Below are 18,554 nucleotides of genomic sequence, written 5' to 3'. Positions count from 1 at the left end.
GCGACCGCGTTCTCCGACCCTGCCGCGACGTACGTCGCATACGCCGAAACGCCGAAACGCCGAAACGGCGGCCGATGAATCCGCGCGGCGGCGAGCACGCATCCCGGAATTGCAGTAGCCTGACGACCCGGCGCTGCTCCGATTGCATCGCCAAGCATGGGCCAGCGCAGCCGATTCGCGTCGCCGCCGGTCCCGCGCGTCTTGACGGGATCGGCGAGCGCATCGCGTTCGCCCTTCCTCCTCCACGCCCTCGAGAACGGACATGGAATATCGACATCTCGGTGCATCAGGATTCAAGGTTCCGGTGCTCAGCTTCGGCACCGGCACATTCGGCGGCAAGGGTGAACTGTTCAAGGCCTGGGGCGAGACGGACGTCGCCGAGGCGCGCAGGCTGGTCGACATCTGCCTCGACGCGGGCGTGACGCTGTTCGACAGCGCCGACATCTATTCGAGCGGAGCATCCGAGTCGATTCTCGGCGAAGCACTCAAAGGCCGCCGCGACAAGGCGCTGATTTCGACCAAGGCGACTTTCCGTTTCGACGACGCGCCGAACAGCGTCGGCTCGTCGCGGCATCACCTGATCAAGTCGATCGATGCCGCGCTGAAACGTCTGCAAACGGACTACATCGATCTGTTCCAGCTACACGGCTTCGACGCGAGAACGCCCGTGCAGGAAGTGTTGTCGACTCTCGACGACCTCGTGCGCGCAGGCAAGATCCGCTATACCGGCGTGTCGAATTTTTCCGGCTGGCATCTCATGAAATCGCTCGAAGTCGCGGACCGCTACGGATATCCGCGCTACGTCGCGAACCAGACGTATTACTCGCTGATCGGCCGCGATTACGAGTGGGAGCTCATGCCGCTCGGCCTCGACCAGGGCATCGGCGCGGTGGTCTGGAGTCCGCTCGGCTGGGGGCGCCTGACCGGCAAGATCCGCCGCGGCCAGCCGCTGCCGTCGCTCAGCCGGCTGCACAAGACCGCGGACATCGGGCCGCCGGTACCGGAGGAGTCCCTCTATCGCGTGATCGACGCACTGGATGAGATCGCCGCGGAGACGGGCAAGACGATTCCGCAAATCGCGCTGAACTGGCTGCTGCAGCGCCCCACCGTGTCGACCGTGCTGATCGGCGCACGCAACGAAGAACAGCTTCGTCAGAACCTCGGGGCGGTCGGCTGGAACCTGACGCACGAGCAGGTCGCGAAGCTCGATGACGCAAGCAAGGTGCGCCCGGCCTATCCATACTGGCACCAGGAGGGCTTCGCGGAGCGCAATCCGCCTCCGGTGTAAGCCGTGTCGGCTGCCGATACTGGCCGCGAAACGGCAGCGTGCATCGGGGCCTCCGCATATACCGCGATATGCGTCGACGGTGCGTTTGCCGTTGGGCGATCAACGCCTCGCTGCGACAAGGCGGACGGTCCCACCTCACGCGGCTCGCGCGGTACGGCGCGTGCGGCTACACGGCGCGAACGAGCGGTTTGTCGGATTCCGCCAGCCGGATATCCACCGGGCCGATCCCGCAAATGGCGATGAGTACCGGCTCGGCTTCCCCGCGACGGACGCCGTCGTAATGCCACGTTCGCGCCACGCGGCGGACGAACGTACCGGCCGGTACCGGCACCGTATGCCCGGGGTCGAAGTCTGCGCCGCTGTTGATCCACCAGGTACCGGACACCACCACGCATAAGCGATCCGACGCATAGCTGTGCGGCGCGCTCATGTAGCCGGGATACCAGCGAATCAGCGTGTAGTAGATGCCCTCCCCGGCCGGGCTGCCGTAAAGCGCCGCGTTCTCGACGCTTCCGGGCGGCGCGCCGGCCTGCGGAGTGAATGTGATGTCCCCGGGCAAGGTATACCGGGTCTGGATGGTATCGATCGGACTGGCCTCGGCGGCTCCAGCGAGCAGCAAAGGGGCCATCCCTGCCAGCAGCGCCAGCATTTCGCGTCGGTTGACGCCGTCTCCCGTCATCGTGACTCTCCTTGAGTTTCACGCACGTTCGCCGTGCCGCGCGGCCTGCGTTGAACGTATGGTCGGACTATATATCAGGTGGGGACGGGCAGATGGGGGCGGATATGGGCGGGTCAGCGTTGTGGCGGATCGGTCGGCCTGATGTGGTTTGGCTTGGAGCGCGATGGCGACGGATTCGAACTGGCTTCCCGATTACCGCGATAACAACCGCTCGATCTCCAATGCGGCAAGCGAGAAATCGTGGCTGCAGCGAACTTTGCTACGGGAATACCTCGTCATTCGCAACGATGAGATGCCAACCGTGAAGCGGGGTCGATGATGAACGAGGCGCGAAGTCTGAAGGTCGGCCGATGACCCTGCTGGTCATCGACGGTTCCGGATGCGCCGGATTACTTGTCGCGACGGATGCAGCAAGCGTAAAGCTACGTGCCCAGCCGAGTGACTTTTAATGACCAGGAAGTGCGAGCACTGCAATCCTGATTCGACAACCCGGCGACTACGGCACGCGTCTAGGATCGAAACAAAATCGCGAAGCGAAAGGGTATGTCATCCCCATTGTGTGAATTACAAAGCAAAAACGGCACTGGATCAAATCTCAGTGCCGTTCGCTAAAGCGTTGATGCGCTCGGAAATTCTCTGGGGTGGCTGATGGGACTCGAACCCACGACGACAGGAATCACAATCCTGGACTCTACCAACTGAGCTACAGCCACCACTAACTTCTTTCGACTCACCAGATCTGGCTTGCCGACGAAGAAGCGAGATTATACGAAGCTTATTTAATCTTGTACAGCCCCTTTTTCAAAATTTTCTTCGGAGCGCATCAGGTGAGCCCGGGCTTCGTCGAAGATCGCCAGATCTCCGCGCGCAAGTTGCTTGCTGTCCGACAGCACGCGTCGCCAGCCTCGCGCGCCGGCGACGCCGCGATACAAGCCGAGCGCGTGCCGCACGATCGCGCCCAGGTAGGTCCCGCGCTTGAGCTCCGCCGCGCAATATTCGATCAGGCGCGCTTCCACTTCCTCCCGGCTCGGCGCAACGGCGGTAGCGCCGTAGAAGCGCGCGTCGACCTCCGCGAGCACATACGGGTTGTGATAGGCCTCCCGCCCGAGCATCACGCCGTCGACGTGCCGAAGATGCTGCTCCACTTCATCCAGCGTCGTGATACCGCCGTTGATGATGATCTCGAGATCCGGGAAATCGCGCTTCAACTGATACGCGTACTCGTATTTGAGCGGCGGGATCTCGCGGTTTTCTTTAGGCGACAGCCCTTTCAGAATCGCATTGCGCGCATGCACGACAAACACGTCGCACCCCGCGCCGGCAACGGTACCCACGAAGTCCCGCACGAAAGCGTAGTCTTCAACCGCATCGACACCGATGCGATGCTTGACGGTCACCGGTACCGAAACCGCATCCCGCATGGCCTTCACGCAATCGGCGACGAGTTGCGGCTCGTTCATCAGGCACGCGCCGAATGCGCCGCGCTGCACCCGCTCGGAAGGACAGCCGCAGTTCAGGTTGATTTCGTCATACCCCCATTGCTCGCCGAGCTTCGCCGAACGCGCGAGGTCGTCCCGCTCGCTGCCGCCGAGTTGCAACGCCACGGGGGCCTCGGCCGCGGTGAACGCGAGATGGCGCGCGACATCGCCGTGGATCAGCGCCCCCGTCGTCACCATTTCCGTGTACAGCCACGTATGGTGCGAAATTGCCCGATGCAACGAGCGGCAATGGCGGTCGGTCCAGTCCATCATGGGAGCGACCGACACGCGACGAGGCGTTGATTTCATTCAAAACTCTTTTGATTCAATGATTTGAGCGATGATGCGACCCGCATCATGTGGAGTCATTTCCTGTCGTATCGAGACGATAGGCGCGATGGCGCCGGGAAAATGCGAGGACCGAAGTATAGGCTACACCGTTTGGATCCGTCGCAAGGGAGCGGTTGCGTCGTCGATCACGATTGCCTCCGCACAGCCCACGTGCCCCTCAGTCAAATACGAATGAAGACAAGGCTCCCGACCAAGACATGGCAGAATGCCCCGAAGAGCGGGTCGTCCAACCCGCCCTCCGCCGCGCTCGCGGGTGCCCGGATGGCCCGAAGCCGAAGTTGCAATCCCGTCGGCCGATGAAGGAAGTCACGGCTCCCCGGGAACACGACGCTCACGGCAAGCGCGTCTCTCACGCTTGCGGGCCGCCGCCTGGCCCGCGGACCAGGCGTCCGGCGGGCGTCCCGGCAGCGCCGCGGTACCGGAAATAGCCCGGTGGACACTCGATATTTGAATCGCAGAATCACGCTCCGCCGCATCGCGACGGCATCATCGGAGGATTCAGCGCCATTGTGGAAATACAGAAATGCGGATTCACCCCCTTCCCCCGCTTCAATGCCTGGTCTTCTTCGATGCCGCCGCGAGGCTCGGCAACTTCACGCGCGCGGCCGAGGAACTCAACGTCACGCAGGGCGCAGTCAGCAAGCAGGTCGTGAAACTGGAGCGGTTTCTCGGAACCACGCTGTTCATTCGCGACGCGAAAACGCTGCGACTGACCATCGCCGGACAGAAATATGCGCAGCGAACCCATGAGTTGCTGATCGATTGCGCCGAATATACTTCGTCGCTCATGAAAGACTCCGGGCCCAATGGCTTGACGATCGCGTGCGCGGCCGGCACCGCCGACCTCTTCCTGACGAAGAGAGTTTCGGATTTCTGCTCAAAGCATCCGGAAATTTCAGTCCGCATCCTCGTTCGGGATGGACTCGTCAATCTCAGCACCGCTGAATTCGACATTGGCATTTATTACATCCGCGATGTCATGCCGGCAGGTATGACCGGCACGAAAATCATCGACGAAATAGTCGGCGCATATTGCTCGCCCGGCTATCTCGGCGGACAGCTGTTAATGCCGGACGAGTTAATCGAGAAAACCATGCTGGTCGCCGACGAGCAGCAGCGCCAGTGGATGAACTGGCACGACTGGCTGCGCCTGACCGGCGCGGAGGCGGTCCGGCCGAAGAAAACCATCACCGCCAACAGCTATCCGCTCCTGCTCAATCTGGCGCTGCACGGGCAAGGCATCATCCTCGGATGGGACAAGATGGTGACGCCTCTCGTCGACGCGGGCGAACTCGCCCGTGCCTCCGATGCCACTGCTTCGTTCGGCGGCGCATACCACGTGCTCTGGCCGACCGATCGACGCGAAACCATCGCCGTCAAAACCTTTAAAGAGTGGATTCTGGCGAGTCTGGCGTAGAAAAATTCGCCCCACGTCGAATTAATGCCCGATATGCATGCATGCTTCGCACGCATGCATTCCATTTTGTCAGAGTGAACGGAAAATATTTCTGGGTAGGGAATCCCCCAAATACCCTACCATCGCAGCACCAGATACCTGGGAGAGCAGGTGACCCACAATATCGATCGTCTAAACGGGATTCGGGTATGTCAAATGAATCGATGCTGCTGAACGACTTCGCCGTCAGCGATGAAACCACCAGGAAACGGGCTGTCATCGCAGTCATTATCGGCAACGGCTTCGAGTGGTTCGATTTCATCTCGTACAGCTTTTTCTCGATCATCATCGCGAAGCTTTTCTTCCCGACCGGGGACGACAATATCTCGCTGCTGCTGTCCGTCTCGACGATCGGCGTCGGTTTCTTCATGCGCCCCGTCGGCGGCATCGTGCTGGGAGGCCTCGCCGACAAGGCCGGACGCAAGACCGCGCTCGCGATCACGATCCTGCTGATGACGATCGGCACCGCGCTCATCGGCTTCGCGCCCACCTACGAACAGGCCGGGCTCGCCGCCCCCGCGATCATCGTGCTCGCTCGTCTGCTGCAAGGTTTTTCCGCCGGCGGCGAAATGGGCGGCGCGACGGCCTACCTGATGGATCGCGTCCCGACGGAGCGCCGCGGGTATTACACGAGCTGGATTCAAGCCAGCATCGGTTTCGCGATCATCCTGAGCGCCGCGCTGGGCACCTTCATCGTGAATCATCTGACGCCGGCCCAAATCGAGTCCTGGGGCTGGCGAATTCCGTTCCTGCTCGGCCTGCTGCTCGGCCCCGTCGGGATGTACATCCGCAGCAGCCTGACGGAATCGGACGCGCCGGACCGTCTGGCGCGCGAGTCGGCACCCGTGGTGGAAATCGTCCGCGGCATGTCGAAGGAAGTCTTCGTCGGTTTCGGCCTGGTGATCTTCTGGACCGTCTGCTCGTACGTCCTGCTGTTCTACATCCCGACCTACGCGGTGAAGGTCCTGAAACTGGAATCGGCGGCCGGCTTCATCGCCGTGCTCGTCGGCGCGACGATCGTGCTCGTCGGAACGCCGATCGTCGGCCATCTTTCCGATCTGTACGGGCGCCGCCGCTTTCTGGTCGGAGCGGTGCTCGCCGCCGCGATCTTCGCCTATCCGATGTTCGCGTACATCAACACGCATCCGGGCCTGAGTTCGCTGATCGCGTTCCAGGTGTTCTTCGGGCTGGTGATCGCGTGCTACGAGGGGCCGATTCTCGCAGCCATCAGCGAACTGTTCCCGACGCGCGTGCTGTCGACCGGCATCTCCATTGCCTACAACCTCGCGGTGATCACCTTCGGCGGCTTCTCGGCGACGATCATCACGTGGGCCATCGCGACCACCCATAACAATCTCGCACCGGCGTTCTACGTCATCGTCACGGCAGTGCTCAGTCTCATCGCCGCCCTGGCATGGCGTCCCGCCTACGCGAGCAGATAGGCCGCGAGCGACGCGATCGCGGCGCGCCTTTGCGCAGCCCGAACCGCTCGCGGCATCCGTATCACCGTCGGCCGCTTACGGGCAGCCGACAACGCATGCGCCCGACATAGATACGGACATGCCGACATGACGCAGGCGCCTCCCGGCGGACCAGAGCCGAGGCTGCGCCGATATCGACGTAACCGAGCAAGGACACGAGGTTGCAACAGACGAACGAGCAGCACTCCCGGTTTCCCGTTCGCCATTACTTGACCATGAACGCCGTGCGAAGCACCCCACCGAACACGATCCCGTCCCGGAACACGACGCCGTCCCCGTCACGCCGGCAGCACGACGCAGGGCGCGAGACCGCCGTCATGCGCGGCCGGTTCCGGCAGATCTGGCGCGAACGCTGACGGATCCGTTCGGGTCTCGCACCCGATTCGATTCCGGCCCATCCGACCCGGCACGATTCGCCTTCGGGAAAGAGGCCGCGGTACCCGCGATTCGGTCAACGACATCGATTCACCCGATGGGGAAACGATGTCCGGGGTGCGAGAAACGCATCGCCGAGGAAACCCGAGATGTCATTCGATCAGGTGACAACCTTCTTTTTCGGTTTTGCAGTGGGTATCTTCGCGGCCGCTCTGGCGATCTTCGTGGGCGTGGCGCTCGGCAAGTATGTGGTGCGCTATGAAGAGGAGTGAGTGACCGGCGGGCAAGGAAACGGGATGAAGAGTATGGCGCGAACCGGCTCGGCATGACCGTGCGTGTGCCGGGCCGACGATGCGAGCGAATGCAGCGGGCCGATACGCAGGTCGACACGCGATTAAGCCCGGTTTGAAACATTTTATTTTTTCAATGACCGGATTATCCATTTCGGATTCCGAATCATCAAGAAATCCATACGGGATTTCGTCGAACGCAACAATGCCGCGAATCGGATCGATCGACATCGCGATGCAGTGGGAGCAAAGGGGTTTCAACGCCGCGCAGTGGCCCTCGGATAGGCGCGACGATTTAGCGGGCGGCTCGGTCAGCGCCCCGTTTTTTGGTTTCTTCCGGTAGCGGGATTCGCCGGCGGCCGACACGATCGGCCGCTTTTCAGCACGGACGAATACCGCCCGCCGGGCCCGTGAGCGGGCAGCCTCAAACAGAGAGACATATGGACAGTCAACACATCCGTTTTTTCTGGCTCGGCGACGAGTCGGAAATCTTCGTCGCCGAATCGATCTACGATCTCGCCACGGAAGCCGGCCGCCAGGCAGGCTCGAACATCGCCAGCCTCTTGGCCGACAGGAAAACGGGCGCTCGCTTGCCGCTGCTGTTCGATGCGGACGACCGGCTCATCCTGTGGGGGGAAATACCCGGCACGATGCGCCAGACCATCGTCGAAACCGACGATGACGACTACCCGATCGGAACCTTCACGGGCTCCCTGTTCGACATCTACGAATGCGACAACGGCGGCCGATACGGTCTGCCCTGGATGCTGATGACCCAGTACGCGTGAGTTCCGCGAAGACTGGCCCGGGCAGAGACAATACGCGGGGAATCCGCGCTGCTCCGAGCAGAGCAGGCAGTGTGAACGGGGGAGTGGATCGGCCGTCGCGACCGATTCATCGCCGGCCTCGAGTGACGCTCGAATAACGGCAGGAGAAGGAGAAGGGTCGGAACCAATCTCGGCGCGGAGGTGTACGCGCAGATAGCGCGATGGTCAATCGAGCCGTGCCGCGCAGCGTCCCAGCGCGAACGCGGAGAGCGCCAAGCGCAGCGGCGCACGCGAACCCGCTACCCCGGTGAAGCACGTCTACGGCGTCGCGGCGTCTTGATAAACCGACGCCCTCCCGCGATGCTCGTCGCACGCATTCACGCCCCGCCGGACACCCGCACGTCGCCGGGATCGCCTCGGGCGGACTACGAAGATAGCCGGGATCGACGCACGCCCTCCTGCCGCCCCGGGGCAGCACGATACCTCGGCGCCCGGCCTTCGAACGCAGGGACGCCCAGTCAGATCACCCCGGCCCCCAGCAACTCACGATCGACGGCCGTCCGCGCCATCCCGAGCACGCGCTCGATCACCCGGCGCTCGTTCAGCAGCAGGCCGTCCACATGCACGAGCCGCCAGTCGATCATCACCGTATCGCCCTGCATCACCCGGTAATGAGCCTTCTCGCCGACCCAGACCTGCTCCGTCTTCGCTTCGATGTCGTAGCCCTTGTAGGACTCGCCGAAGTCGCCGATATCGCTCCCTTTCGGTTCCATCCCGCCTCCTCCGGCCCTGACCGGGCCGACGACGCACGCCTGCGGCGCAGCCGTCACGCCGCGCCGTGCGGATCAATCGTATTCTTCAGATAAATAGGCCTTGCCGTCGTCGGTGATGTCGGCCCGATCCGGCCCGCTCTGGTAGACGAGGCCATCGTTGAGCAGCGCCTCGAAGGCGATCCGGAACCCGGCCGGCAGCGGCCGGCCGGCGCCGAACTGATCGATCCACTTCAGCGCTTCGATCGCCTCGGGAGTGAGGGTGGGAAACATGGGCCGCCTCCGCCATCGGTTTCATTTCATCCTAGCACTTCCCAGTCGCCGGAAAGAAAGTAAAACCCGCAGAACGACCCGCTGCCGCAAGCGCGTGACGGACGCGCTCAGAGGCGCGCGATCGACACCTCGGTCGACTTCACGAGCGCCACCACCTCCGCGCCCACCTTCAACTCCAGCTCGTCAACCGAGCGCGTCGTGATGACGGACGTCACGATGCCGAACGGCGTATCCACATCGACCTCGGATACGACCGGTCCGCGAATGATTTCCTTCACCTTGCCCTTGAATTGATTGCGTACATTGATAGCGGTAATGCTCATCGGGGGATCGCTCCGAAATTTCAGTGATAAAGGAGAATGGACGGCGTCACACCGCCCAGCGAATCCGGGCGGCGGCTTCAGGTCCGCGCACCCCGGTCATGACTTCGGCGCCGGGTTCCGCGCCCGCGCGGGCGCCGTTCGCCAGCACCCGTTGCAGCACGCGGTCTTCCAGCGCGGCGAACCCGCTCGACGCGCGCGAACGCGGCCGGTCGAGCGGCACCGGCTGGTCGAGCGCGATCCTGCCCTGCTCGATCAGCAGGATCCGGTCGCCGAGCGCGACCGCCTCCTGCACATCGTGCGTGACGAGCAGCGCCGTGAAGCGATGCTCGCGCCACACGCGCTCGATCAGCGCATGCATTTCGATCCTCGTCAGCGCGTCGAGCGCGCCGAGCGGCTCGTCGAGCAACAGCAGCTGCGGCCGGTGCACGAGCGCGCGCGCCAGCGCAACCCGCTGCCGCTGGCCGCCCGACAGCTGCGCGGGCCAGTCGTTCGCGCGTTCGAGCAGCCCCACCTCGTCGAGCACCGCGCGCGCCGCCGCCTTCGCGCCGCGCCCCAGCCCGAGCATCACGTTCTGCAGCACGGTTTTCCACGGCAGCAGCCGCGCGTCCTGATACATGATCCGGGTATCGAGCGGACCGCCCGTCTCCGTCTGCTTGACGAGCGTGCCGGCACCCGGCCGTTCGAGTCCGGCGATCAGGCGCAGCAACGTGGATTTGCCGCAGCCGCTGCGGCCGACGATCGCGACGAAGCTGCCGCGTTCGATCGACAGGTCGACATCCGTCAGCACCGCGCGTTCGCCGTAATGCTTGCCGACGCCCTGCAGCCGCACCGCGGAGTCGGCCGTGCGCGCCGCGCCGTGGCGTCGCGCGAGCGGCAGCACATGCGCGCCCGCATCGCGTTCGAGAACCGCCGCTTCGCTCGCGTTGCCGTCGGCGATGCGAGCCTGAGCCAGTTCGGCTTCCAGGTCGGCGCCTACGATCGAGCCGAACGAAGCGGCCAGCGTCGTGCCCGTCATGCTTGTGCTCCCGGTTGATACGCGGGGTGCCAGCGCAGCGTCACCCGCTCGAGCCATTTCGCGATCACGTCGGCCAGCTTGCCGAGCACCGCGTACAGCAGAATGCCCACCACCACCACGTCGGTTTGCAGGAACTCGCGCGCATTCATCGTCATGTAGCCGATGCCGGATTGCGCGGAGATGGTTTCCGCAACGATCAGCATCACCCACATCAACCCGAGCGCGAACCGCACGCCGACGAGAATCGACGGCAACGCCCCCGGCAGGATCACGTCGCGATACAGCGCGAAGCCCGTGACGCCGTAGCTTTTCGCCATCTCGATCAGGTTCGGGTCGACCGAGCGGATACCGTGGTAGGTGTTGATGTAGACCGGAAAGAACACGCCGAGCGAGACCAGAAAAAGCTTCGCGCTCTCGTCAATGCCGAACCACAGGATCACGAGCGGAATCATCGCGAGCGCGGGGATGTTGCGAACCATCTGGATGGTCGAATCGAGCGCGACCTCGGCCGATTTCGACAGTCCGGTGGCAAGCCCGAGCACGAGGCCGACGCCCCCGCCGACCACGAAGCCGGACAGCGCGCGCCAAGTGCTCACCTTCACGTTCGCCCACATGTCGCCGGACTCGATCAGCGCCCACGCCGCGCGCACCACGGCAAGCGGCTCGGGCAGCACGCGGGTCGACAGCGCGCCCGCGCGCGCGGCCAGTTCCCATGCCAGCACCAGTCCGACCGGCACGAGCCACGGAGCGAGCGCTCGCCATGCGCGGATCGCGGATGCCGCGCCGGCACGATTGAAGCGAGTCGAGGCCATGTTTCGCTCCTTCGCTCAGCTCTGGCTGGCTTTCGGCAGATAGTTGTTGCCGACGACCTCGCCGAACGGCCCGGACAGCGGGCCCGTGCGGCGCGCGCCCTGATTCCCCTTGATCAGCGGGAACACCAGTTCGGCGAAGCGATACGATTCCTCGAGATGCGGGTAGCCCGACAGGATGAAGGTCTCGATTCCGAGCGCCGCATACTCGCGCATCCGTTCCGCCACTTGCTCCGGACTACCGACCAGCGCGGTGCCCGCGCCGCCGCGCACCAGGCCGACGCCCGCCCACAGGTTCGGATAGATTTCCAGCTCGGCGCGCCCGCCGCGCTTGCCGCCGTGCAATGCGGCCATCCGGCGCTGCCCTTCCGAATCCATCTTCGAGAAAGCCTGCTGCGCGCGCGCCACGGTGTCGTCGTCGAGGCGACTGATGAGCCGCTCCGCATCGCGCCACGCTTCCTCTTCGGTCTCGCGCACGATCACGTGCAGACGGATGCCAAACTTGATCCGGCGGCCCCGTTCGGCCGCGCGCGCGCGGATGTCCGTGATCTTCTTCGCGACCGCTTCGGGCGGCTCGCCCCAGGTCAGGTAGGTGTCGATATGATCGGCCGCGATGGTGTGCGCCGCCGGCGACGAGCCGCCGAACCACAGCGGCGGATGCGGGTGCTGGACCGGCGGGTACAGCAGCTTGCCGCCCTTCGATTGCAGATGCCGGCCGGTGTAGTCGATGCTGTCGTTGGTGTGCGACGCGCTCAGCAGATTGCGCCAGATGTGCAGGAATTCGTCGGTGATCTCGTAGCGCGTATCGTGATCGGCGAACAGCCCGTCGCCTTCGAGTTCGGCGGCGTCGCCGCCCGTCACCACGTTGATCAGCAGCCGGCCGTCCGACAGGCGGTCGAACGTCGACGCCATCCGCGCGGACAATCCCGGCGATGCGATGCCGGGGCGGATCGCCACCAGGAACTTGAGCCGCTTGGTGGCCGGAATAAGGCTCGACGCGACCACCCAAGCGTCTTCGCAGGAGCGGCCGGTCGGCAGCAGCACGCCGTCGTAGCCGAGGGTATCGGCCGCGACGGCGACCTGTTTGAAATAGTCGTAGTCCGCCGCGCGCGCGCCTTCCGCCGTGCCGAGATAGCGGCTGTCGCCGTGCGTGGGGATAAACCAGAACACATTCATCTGCTGCTCCTGCCTGACTGATCGTGCAAAGAAATGGGCGAAGACGACACAGCCCGAGCGCCGCCGGACACGGCGTTCGCTTCGCTTGCGAATAAGTTGGGAATCGCTCGCCGGATCGGTCCGCGGGGCGGGCGAGCTCGCCTTCGCGCGGCGGACGGCCGGGCCGTCTCTGGGAAATCAGTCTAGGGTCGGCGGTATCGTTTAGGAACGATTTTTTCGAGCTTAGTTTTTCCGCTTTCGTGATTAGCGTGCTGCTGCAGCGAATATGAAGGCATGGCCCCCTATAATGTCGCTCCAGATTCCAATTAATTCGGCGCGGCCCGTCCGGGGCCGCGCCCTCTCGCGGTGCTCTCGATGCAGAAAGTGATCCTGCCGTTTCTTTCCGGCTTTCTTGCCGCCCTGTTCTTCCGCGAAGCGACGCTCGCGCTTTTGCATACGGCCGGCCTGATCGAACTGACCGGCTTCTCGACCAATCCGTTCGTACCCCTCGGTATTCCCGAGTTCGTCGCCAACGCGATCATGAGCGCGTTCTGGGCGATCCTGATGGCGTGGCTGCTGCGCGTGTCGCCCGAACGGCGCGCGCCGTGGATCCAGTCGCTGATGTTCGGCGGCATCGCGCTGACGGCCGCGCGCCTGTTCCTGATCGACCCGCTGCGCGGCATCTGGCCGGCGGGCAACATGCTGCCGCCGCTCGTGGTCGGCTTCGTCGCGAATGCGATCTGGGGATGGGGCGCGCTGGTGTTCATGCGTGCCTTCATGTCGGACGACGACGGCGACGCATGACGGGCGGGCGGGGTTCACCCGCCGCGTCGGCATCGCGCGCGGCGGACACCCGCGCGCGACGTCAGTCGCGCAAATCTCTCAGCGGATGCTTATCCGGCTGCCACGGGCTGTCGAACATCGCCAGCACCGCTTCCCGCTCGACATCGGCGACCGTCCCGAAACGCCACTGCGGCGCATGATCCTTGTCGACGATCAACGCCCGGACGCCCTCGATCACGTCGCCGCGCGCGAACGTCGACCGGGTCAGATCGAGATCGCGGCGCAGGCATCCCGCCATCGTCGCATCGCGCGCGCGCTCGACCACCTCCAGCGACACCGCCATCGACAACGGCGACAGTTGCTTGCGCATCGTCTCGCGCGTCTTCTCGACCCACATCTCGAGCGCGGCGCCATCCTGCTCGGCGTCGAGCGACGCCAGGATCGCGGCGATGTCCGGCTGAGCGAAATGCCGGTCGATCGACGCGCGCGCGACCGCGAGCCGGGTATCGTCCTGGGACATTGCCGGCGAGTGCGGGCGCGCCTCGGCGGCGACCCGTGCGGTAACCGCCGCGCCATCCGCGAACGGCTCCGCATGTAGCGCATCGAGCAGCGCGGGCAGCGCCGCGTCGGGCAGGTAGGTGTCGGCAAGCCCCGCATACAGCGCATCGGCCGCGTCGAGCGTCGCGCCGGTTACCGCGAGATAGCGCCCGAGCCTGCCGGGCAGGCGGGCGAGAAACCAGCCCATGCCGACGTCCGGAAACAGCCCGATACGCGTTTCCGGCATCGCCATCCGGGTCGAACCGGTCACCACACGCAGGCCGCCCGTGCGCCGCGCCGCCTGCGAAATGCCCATCCCCCCGCCCATCACGACGCCGTGCATCAGCGCGATATACGGCTTCGGGTACGTGAAGATCGCGTGATTCAACGAATACTCCGCGATGAAAAACGCATCGATCGCATCGTGCTCGCCGCGCTGGTAGGCGTCGTGAAAGAAGCGCACGTCGCCGCCCGCGCAGAACGCGCGCGGATGCGGACTGTGGACGACCACGGCGAGCACGTCGGGATCGTCGCGCCACGCGTCGAGCGCCGCGTGCAGCGCGCGAATCATCCCGCCCGACAGCGCATTGAGCGCCTTCGGCCGGTTCAGTTCGAGAAAGCCGATGCGGTTCGCCACATGGGCGCGCACGTCGGCTTGGGCGGCATCGTCGAGGGAATCGGTCATGGGGAACGGGGAAATATCCGGCGCCGCTCAGTGCGCCTGCATCTTCGAGAAAAGGTTGAGAACGAGCACGCCCGCGACGATCAGCGCGAGGCCGATGATCGCCGGCAGATCCGGCACCTGCCGATACAGCGCCATCGCGACGAGCGTGATGAGCACGATCCCCGCACCCGACCAGATCGCATAGACGATGCCGACCGGCATGCTCTTCAGCGTCAGTGACAGGCAATAGAATGCCGTGCCGTAGCCCACGGCGACGATCAGCGTCGGCCACAGCCGCGTGAACCCCTCGGCCGCGCGCAACGCGGACGTGCCGATCACCTCGGCGACGATCGCGATCGCAAGCCACGCATAACCCGGAAGTTGCATCGTCTTCAGCTCCTCGTCAGCGCCAGCGCGGCGTAGCCGTGGCCGAGCTGCGCGCACAGCGCCTCGACGACGAGTTCGTGATCGAGCCGCTGCGGCAGCCCGGATACGGTGATCGCCCCGATCACGCCCGCGCCGGAGACGGTCAGCGGAAACGCGCCGCCGTGGGTCGCGTACTCCGCGACCGGCAGGCCGTGCTTGTCGGCCAGCGTCGCGCCCGCCTGTTGCATGCGCAGGCCGATCGCGTACGAACTGCGGCGGAAATGCGCGACGACGTTGCTCTTGCGGCGCACCCAGTCGGCGTTGTCGGGCGTCGTGCCATCGAGCGCGGCGTAAAACAGCGGCTGGCCGAACGTGCGCACGTCGATCGCCACCGCGTGGCCGCGCTCGCGCGCCAGCTCATGCAACTGCGAGCCGAGCGCCCAGGCGCGGGCGGCGTCGAAGTGCGGAAACACCAGGGTCTGTTCTTGTACGGTGATCGTTTGCAGATCGAGAGCGATGTCCATGAAGCCTGTGTAATCGGGTTGAACGACTGCCCGCGATGCCCGGTTCGCGTTTGCGCACGACGGCACCCTCCGTTTGACGGCGGCGGGAAACCGTCCGATTCTAGCGCAGCCCCCGCCGGGCGCGGCATCGCCCCGCACCGGGCTCCGCCTCGGGACGGATGATTGCATCGCGCCTCGTTATCTCGTATAATTGAATTCTTCAACGGACGCGGGGTGGAGCAGTCTGGCAGCTCGTCGGGCTCATAACCCGAAGGTCGTAGGTTCAAATCCTACCCCCGCAACCAAGCATTCCCGAAAGGCCCGATTTCTTCCGAGATCGGGCCTTTTGCTTTGCGGCAACCTTCAGGTCCGCCCCCTCTCGAGACGCGCCGCACAGGTGGCAACTCATCCGCGCCGAAGCGCGCAACACGCGCGAGCACTAACGGCGCCTCCCCGCCTATCGGGGCAAATCCCGACGTCGTCAGCCGCTGCCGCCCTCTACAAGCCGTTATCGCGAAATGGTAATTTCGAGCGTGAGACCACGCGTGGCCGGGAAGCGAAAAGGTCGCCATCGATCTGCCCCGACACGGCCCCCGCCCCGCGCATAAAAACCTCCATTTCAACGAGCGATCGCGTGAGACTTGACGGCTGCTACATCAATCTCGACCGAAGCCACGACCGCCGCCGGCTGATGGACGCGCAGTTGTCCGGGCTGGGGCTCGCCGGCCTCATCCGGCGCTTGCCCGCCATCGACGGGCTGACCGGCGGCCCGTTCGACTCGCGGGTCAAAAACGGCACCTGGGGATGCCGGCGCTCGCACGAAACCGCGATCGGCGACGCGCCGCCCGATTCCGCCACGGTCGTCCTCGAAGACGACGTCGAGATCAGCCCGCACTTTCCGTCGATCATCCAGCCCGACACGATCGGGCATTTCGTCACGCACTCGCCCGACGTCGACATCGCGTTCCTCGACTGCTGCATCTACTGGAACAGCGCGCCGGTGCTGCTCGCCAAGACCGAATCCCGGATGGCGCACCGCGCGGCGGCCGACCTCGACGGCCACGATCGCCACCAGCTCGTGACCGTCGACGTGATCGACGCGCGCGACGTCTACGCGTACTGCGCGGCCGCCTACCTGGTGACGCCGGCCGGCAAGCAAACCCTGCGAAAACTGTTCGCGGCGGCGCAGGATCCGGCGACACCGGTCGACACCCTGTTCAACGGCTGGATTCACTCGGGCGAGCTGAACGCCCGGATTTTCGTGCCCTTTCTCGCGACGCCGAGGCTCGCCGCCGAGTCCACGATCGGCAGCGAAGCCGATTCGTCCGTCATCGATCCGAACGAGTGTTTCTGGGCCGGCGTATTCCGGCGGATCGTCTTCGCGGGCAATCCGGCGCTGGATCTCGCCCGGGTCGAACAGGTGCTGGGCGCCGCGCGCGCATCGTCGGAATACCGCCTGGGGATGCGCGTCTACGAACATTTCAGGTCGATGACATGAGCGCGGCCGCACGCGGGACCCGGCGGCGGCGGCGCCCGGGCGCGCACGAATCGCCGTTCGAGAAAGCCTGCCCCCGGTGATACACTCGCATCACTGTTTACCCTCCCCATCCTATGAAATTCTGCTCCGTCTGCGGCCACGAAGTCATTGCGCGCATTCCGCCCGGCGACAATCGCGAGCGCTTCGTCTGCGACCATTGCGGCACGATTCATTATCAGAATCCGCGCAATGTCGTGGGCACCGTTCCCGTCTGGGGCGATCAGGTGCTGCTGTGCCGGCGCGCGATCGAACCGCGCTACGGCTACTGGACGCTGCCCGCCGGATTCATGGAGATGGGCGAGACCACCGCGGAGGCGGCCGCGCGCGAAACGCTCGAGGAAGCCGGCGCGCGTGTCGAGGTGCAGAATCTGTTCTCGCTGCTGAACGTGCCGCACGTGCACCAGGTGCATCTGTTCTATCTCGCGCGGCTCACCGACCCGTCGTACGAGGCCGGCGAGGAAAGCCTCGAGGTGCGGCTGTTCGACGAGGCGGACATTCCGTGGGACGAGATCGCGTTCCCGACGGTCAGCCAGACCCTGCGCTTCTTTTTCGCCGATCGCGAAACCGGCAGCTACGGGGTACACACGGGCGACATCTTCCGCTCCCTGCGCAACGGTTGAGCGCCGGCCAGCATGGTTCCCTGGCTCGGTCCCGACGATCCCTTCCCTCCGGTCGAACGCGCGCTCGGCCCGTCGAGCGGCGCCCCCGGCCTGCTGGCCGCGAGCGCCGATCTGCTGCCGTCGCGTCTCATCGACGCCTACCATCGCGGCATCTTCCCGTGGTATTCGGACGGCCAGCCCGTGCTGTGGTGGAGCCCCGATCCGCGGATGATTCTCGTGCCCGCCGAATTCAAGGTGTCGCCGTCGCTCAGGAAAACCCTGAAAAGGGTATTGCGCGAACCGCGCTGGGAAGTCCGGGTCGACCATGATTTCGCCGGCGTGATGCGCGCCTGCGCGCAGGCGCCGCGACGCGGCCAGCGCGGCACCTGGATCACGGCCGAAATCATCGACGCGTATTCGTCGCTGTACCGGACCGGCGACGCGCATAGCGTCGAAACCTGGTTCGACGGCGAACGGGTCGGCGGCCTGTACGGCGTCTCGTTCGGCCGGATGTTCTTCGGCGAATCGATGTTCGCGGAGATCAGCGATGCGTCGAAAATCGCGCTCGCGACGCTCGTCGCACACCTTCGCGAGCACGCGATGGAAATGATCGACTGCCAGCAAAACACGTCGCATCTGGCGTCGCTCGGCGGCCGGGAAATCGCGCGCAAGGCGTTCATCGCGCACGTGCGCCGCGCGGTGGCCGAGCCGACGATCCCGTGGCGTTTCGACAAAGGCGCCCTGGCCGGCCTGCTCGGACATGCGGATACGGTTGCGTCGGAGAACGCCGGCGGGCGCTAGCGCGAATCCGCGAGCCGCCTGTCGCGCACGATGTGGCCGGCGCCGCATCAGGCTTGATGTCCCGATTGCATGACACGCGGCGCGGCACGGCTCCATCCGGCCGGCGTGCGAGGCCCGGACGTTCGTGCGATCGCCCCGGCACGGGCCCGGCTCACGGGGCGATACACGCGAAACACACCGCTCCCTGCGCGCCCTGTCCGCCGCACTCGACCGCGCCGTTGCCGGCGCGGTCGAGTGTGGCGCCACGTACAGGC

General features: G+C 65.0%; 20 protein-coding genes and 2 tRNA genes. 10 read left to right on the top strand and 12 right to left on the bottom strand.

The genetic code is table 11. The annotated features are described in order from the left end of the window. Nucleotides 1-262: 262 nt before the first annotated feature. The gene (locus RZR99_RS02325) at nucleotides 263-1,288 is read left to right on the top strand and encodes an aldo/keto reductase (protein WP_323118124.1); all 1,026 of its coding nucleotides are present in this window, start codon (nucleotides 263-265) and stop codon (nucleotides 1,286-1,288) included. Between the two features lie 166 nt (nucleotides 1,289-1,454). Here the strand turns inward: RZR99_RS02325 and RZR99_RS02320 are convergent, their stop codons facing one another. From RZR99_RS02320 to dusA, 3 genes are all read right to left on the bottom strand, one after another. After that, entirely contained in the window at nucleotides 1,455-1,967 is a 513-nt protein-coding gene (locus tag RZR99_RS02320) for a cupin domain-containing protein (protein WP_323118123.1), read from the bottom strand. A 637-nt stretch (nucleotides 1,968-2,604) separates the two neighbouring features. Continuing rightward, nucleotides 2,605-2,680 (bottom strand) — tRNA-His (locus RZR99_RS02315). Nucleotides 2,681-2,746: 66 nt separating this feature from the next. Beyond that, entirely contained in the window at nucleotides 2,747-3,754 is a 1,008-nt protein-coding gene (gene dusA / locus RZR99_RS02310; protein WP_323118122.1) for a tRNA dihydrouridine(20/20a) synthase DusA, read from the bottom strand. A gap of 565 nt (nucleotides 3,755-4,319) precedes the next feature. Between dusA and RZR99_RS02305 the strand changes: the two genes are divergently transcribed. From RZR99_RS02305 to RZR99_RS02290, 4 genes are all read left to right on the top strand, one after another. Next, the gene (locus tag RZR99_RS02305; RefSeq protein WP_323118121.1) at nucleotides 4,320-5,213 is read left to right on the top strand and encodes a LysR substrate-binding domain-containing protein; all 894 of its coding nucleotides are present in this window, start codon (nucleotides 4,320-4,322) and stop codon (nucleotides 5,211-5,213) included. Nucleotides 5,214-5,401: 188 nt separating this feature from the next. Next, on the top strand, nucleotides 5,402-6,694 hold the full coding sequence (locus RZR99_RS02300) for an MFS transporter (protein WP_323118120.1): 1,293 nt from the start codon (nucleotides 5,402-5,404) through the stop codon (nucleotides 6,692-6,694). 563 nt (nucleotides 6,695-7,257) lie between these two features. Next, on the top strand, nucleotides 7,258-7,380 hold the full coding sequence (locus tag RZR99_RS02295; protein WP_323118119.1) for a hypothetical protein: 123 nt from the start codon (nucleotides 7,258-7,260) through the stop codon (nucleotides 7,378-7,380). Between the two features lie 458 nt (nucleotides 7,381-7,838). Continuing rightward, a complete protein-coding gene (locus RZR99_RS02290) occupies nucleotides 7,839-8,186 on the top strand; it encodes a hypothetical protein (RefSeq protein WP_323118118.1) in 348 nt (115 codons plus the stop codon). 497 nt (nucleotides 8,187-8,683) lie between these two features. On the opposite strand, the gene RZR99_RS02285 is transcribed toward RZR99_RS02290, so the two are convergent. The 6 genes from RZR99_RS02285 to ssuD form a co-directional block, all read right to left on the bottom strand. After that, nucleotides 8,684-8,938: a hypothetical protein gene (locus tag RZR99_RS02285; RefSeq protein WP_323118117.1), complete on the bottom strand. Its 255-nt coding sequence runs from the start codon at nucleotides 8,936-8,938 to the stop codon at nucleotides 8,684-8,686. A gap of 72 nt (nucleotides 8,939-9,010) precedes the next feature. Continuing rightward, nucleotides 9,011-9,208: a hypothetical protein gene (locus RZR99_RS02280; RefSeq protein WP_323118116.1), complete on the bottom strand. Its 198-nt coding sequence runs from the start codon at nucleotides 9,206-9,208 to the stop codon at nucleotides 9,011-9,013. Between the two features lie 107 nt (nucleotides 9,209-9,315). Beyond that, on the bottom strand, nucleotides 9,316-9,531 hold the full coding sequence (locus tag RZR99_RS02275) for a TOBE domain-containing protein (protein ID WP_252986520.1): 216 nt from the start codon (nucleotides 9,529-9,531) through the stop codon (nucleotides 9,316-9,318). A 46-nt stretch (nucleotides 9,532-9,577) separates the two neighbouring features. Beyond that, nucleotides 9,578-10,546, bottom strand: a complete 969-nt coding sequence (locus RZR99_RS02270) for an ATP-binding cassette domain-containing protein (RefSeq protein WP_323118115.1) — start codon at nucleotides 10,544-10,546, stop codon at nucleotides 9,578-9,580. Beyond that, nucleotides 10,543-11,358, bottom strand: a complete 816-nt coding sequence (gene ssuC, locus RZR99_RS02265) for an aliphatic sulfonate ABC transporter permease SsuC (RefSeq protein ID WP_323118114.1) — start codon at nucleotides 11,356-11,358, stop codon at nucleotides 10,543-10,545. Before ssuC ends, RZR99_RS02270 begins: the two co-directional genes overlap by 4 nt. 15 nt (nucleotides 11,359-11,373) lie before the next feature. After that, nucleotides 11,374-12,531 carry an FMNH2-dependent alkanesulfonate monooxygenase gene (gene ssuD / locus RZR99_RS02260; RefSeq protein ID WP_323118113.1) on the bottom strand — a complete coding sequence of 386 codons (1,158 nt, stop codon included), beginning with the start codon at nucleotides 12,529-12,531 and terminating at the stop codon, nucleotides 11,374-11,376. Nucleotides 12,532-12,885: 354 nt separating this feature from the next. On the opposite strand from ssuD, the gene RZR99_RS02255 reads away from it, so the two are divergent. Beyond that, entirely contained in the window at nucleotides 12,886-13,314 is a 429-nt protein-coding gene (locus tag RZR99_RS02255) for a hypothetical protein (RefSeq protein ID WP_323118112.1), read from the top strand. Nucleotides 13,315-13,375: 61 nt separating this feature from the next. On the opposite strand, the gene RZR99_RS02250 is transcribed toward RZR99_RS02255, so the two are convergent. Genes RZR99_RS02250 through RZR99_RS02240 form a run of 3 tightly spaced genes read right to left on the bottom strand, consistent with a single transcriptional unit; the run spans nucleotide 13,376 to nucleotide 15,384 of the window. After that, on the bottom strand, nucleotides 13,376-14,515 hold the full coding sequence (locus RZR99_RS02250) for an enoyl-CoA hydratase/isomerase family protein (RefSeq protein WP_323118111.1): 1,140 nt from the start codon (nucleotides 14,513-14,515) through the stop codon (nucleotides 13,376-13,378). Between the two features lie 27 nt (nucleotides 14,516-14,542). After that, nucleotides 14,543-14,881, bottom strand: coding sequence for a DMT family transporter (locus tag RZR99_RS02245; RefSeq protein WP_323118110.1), 339 nt, complete (start codon nucleotides 14,879-14,881; stop codon nucleotides 14,543-14,545). A gap of 5 nt (nucleotides 14,882-14,886) precedes the next feature. After that, nucleotides 14,887-15,384, bottom strand: a complete 498-nt coding sequence (locus RZR99_RS02240; RefSeq protein ID WP_323118109.1) for a heme-degrading domain-containing protein — start codon at nucleotides 15,382-15,384, stop codon at nucleotides 14,887-14,889. A gap of 207 nt (nucleotides 15,385-15,591) precedes the next feature. On the opposite strand from RZR99_RS02240, the gene RZR99_RS02235 reads away from it, so the two are divergent. From RZR99_RS02235 to aat, 4 genes are all read left to right on the top strand, one after another. Beyond that, a tRNA-Met gene (locus RZR99_RS02235) sits at nucleotides 15,592-15,668 on the top strand. A 329-nt stretch (nucleotides 15,669-15,997) separates the two neighbouring features. After that, on the top strand, nucleotides 15,998-16,861 hold the full coding sequence (locus tag RZR99_RS02230; RefSeq protein ID WP_323118108.1) for a glycosyltransferase family 25 protein: 864 nt from the start codon (nucleotides 15,998-16,000) through the stop codon (nucleotides 16,859-16,861). A gap of 113 nt (nucleotides 16,862-16,974) precedes the next feature. Continuing rightward, nucleotides 16,975-17,520, top strand: a complete 546-nt coding sequence (locus RZR99_RS02225) for an NUDIX hydrolase (protein ID WP_323118107.1) — start codon at nucleotides 16,975-16,977, stop codon at nucleotides 17,518-17,520. Nucleotides 17,521-17,532: 12 nt separating this feature from the next. Further along, nucleotides 17,533-18,300 carry a leucyl/phenylalanyl-tRNA--protein transferase gene (aat, locus tag RZR99_RS02220; RefSeq protein WP_323118106.1) on the top strand — a complete coding sequence of 256 codons (768 nt, stop codon included), beginning with the start codon at nucleotides 17,533-17,535 and terminating at the stop codon, nucleotides 18,298-18,300. Nucleotides 18,301-18,554: the final 254 nt, after the last annotated feature.

Source organism: Burkholderia alba, assembly GCF_034721475.1.
Taxonomy (GTDB): Bacteria; Pseudomonadota; Gammaproteobacteria; order Burkholderiales; family Burkholderiaceae; genus Burkholderia; species Burkholderia alba.
The sequence above is the reverse complement of the archived record's forward strand: the minus strand, read 5'-3'. Positions and strand labels throughout refer to the sequence as shown.

Bases quoted from the DNA above. Each gene is read 5' to 3' on its own strand.
- RZR99_RS02270 (WP_323118115.1), bottom strand. From the start codon at position 10,546: ATGACGGGCACGACGCTGGCCGCTTCGTTCGGCTCGATCGTAGGCGCC.
- RZR99_RS02255 (WP_323118112.1), top strand. From the start codon at position 12,886: ATGCAGAAAGTGATCCTGCCGTTTCTTTCCGGCTTTCTTGCCGCCCTG.
- RZR99_RS02325 (WP_323118124.1), top strand. From the start codon at position 263: ATGGAATATCGACATCTCGGTGCATCAGGATTCAAGGTTCCGGTGCTC.
- RZR99_RS02225 (WP_323118107.1), top strand. From the start codon at position 16,975: ATGAAATTCTGCTCCGTCTGCGGCCACGAAGTCATTGCGCGCATTCCG.
- aat (WP_323118106.1), top strand. From the start codon at position 17,533: ATGGTTCCCTGGCTCGGTCCCGACGATCCCTTCCCTCCGGTCGAACGC.
- RZR99_RS02305 (WP_323118121.1), top strand. From the start codon at position 4,320: ATGCGGATTCACCCCCTTCCCCCGCTTCAATGCCTGGTCTTCTTCGAT.
- dusA (WP_323118122.1), bottom strand. From the start codon at position 3,754: ATGAAATCAACGCCTCGTCGCGTGTCGGTCGCTCCCATGATGGACTGG.
- RZR99_RS02250 (WP_323118111.1), bottom strand. From the start codon at position 14,515: ATGACCGATTCCCTCGACGATGCCGCCCAAGCCGACGTGCGCGCCCAT.
- RZR99_RS02285 (WP_323118117.1), bottom strand. From the start codon at position 8,938: ATGGAACCGAAAGGGAGCGATATCGGCGACTTCGGCGAGTCCTACAAG.
- RZR99_RS02245 (WP_323118110.1), bottom strand. From the start codon at position 14,881: ATGCAACTTCCGGGTTATGCGTGGCTTGCGATCGCGATCGTCGCCGAG.
- RZR99_RS02280 (WP_323118116.1), bottom strand. From the start codon at position 9,208: ATGTTTCCCACCCTCACTCCCGAGGCGATCGAAGCGCTGAAGTGGATC.
- RZR99_RS02320 (WP_323118123.1), bottom strand. From the start codon at position 1,967: ATGACGGGAGACGGCGTCAACCGACGCGAAATGCTGGCGCTGCTGGCA.
- RZR99_RS02275 (WP_252986520.1), bottom strand. From the start codon at position 9,531: ATGAGCATTACCGCTATCAATGTACGCAATCAATTCAAGGGCAAGGTG.
- RZR99_RS02240 (WP_323118109.1), bottom strand. From the start codon at position 15,384: ATGGACATCGCTCTCGATCTGCAAACGATCACCGTACAAGAACAGACC.
- RZR99_RS02300 (WP_323118120.1), top strand. From the start codon at position 5,402: ATGTCAAATGAATCGATGCTGCTGAACGACTTCGCCGTCAGCGATGAA.
- RZR99_RS02290 (WP_323118118.1), top strand. From the start codon at position 7,839: ATGGACAGTCAACACATCCGTTTTTTCTGGCTCGGCGACGAGTCGGAA.
- ssuD (WP_323118113.1), bottom strand. From the start codon at position 12,531: ATGAATGTGTTCTGGTTTATCCCCACGCACGGCGACAGCCGCTATCTC.
- ssuC (WP_323118114.1), bottom strand. From the start codon at position 11,358: ATGGCCTCGACTCGCTTCAATCGTGCCGGCGCGGCATCCGCGATCCGC.
- RZR99_RS02295 (WP_323118119.1), top strand. From the start codon at position 7,258: ATGTCATTCGATCAGGTGACAACCTTCTTTTTCGGTTTTGCAGTGGGT.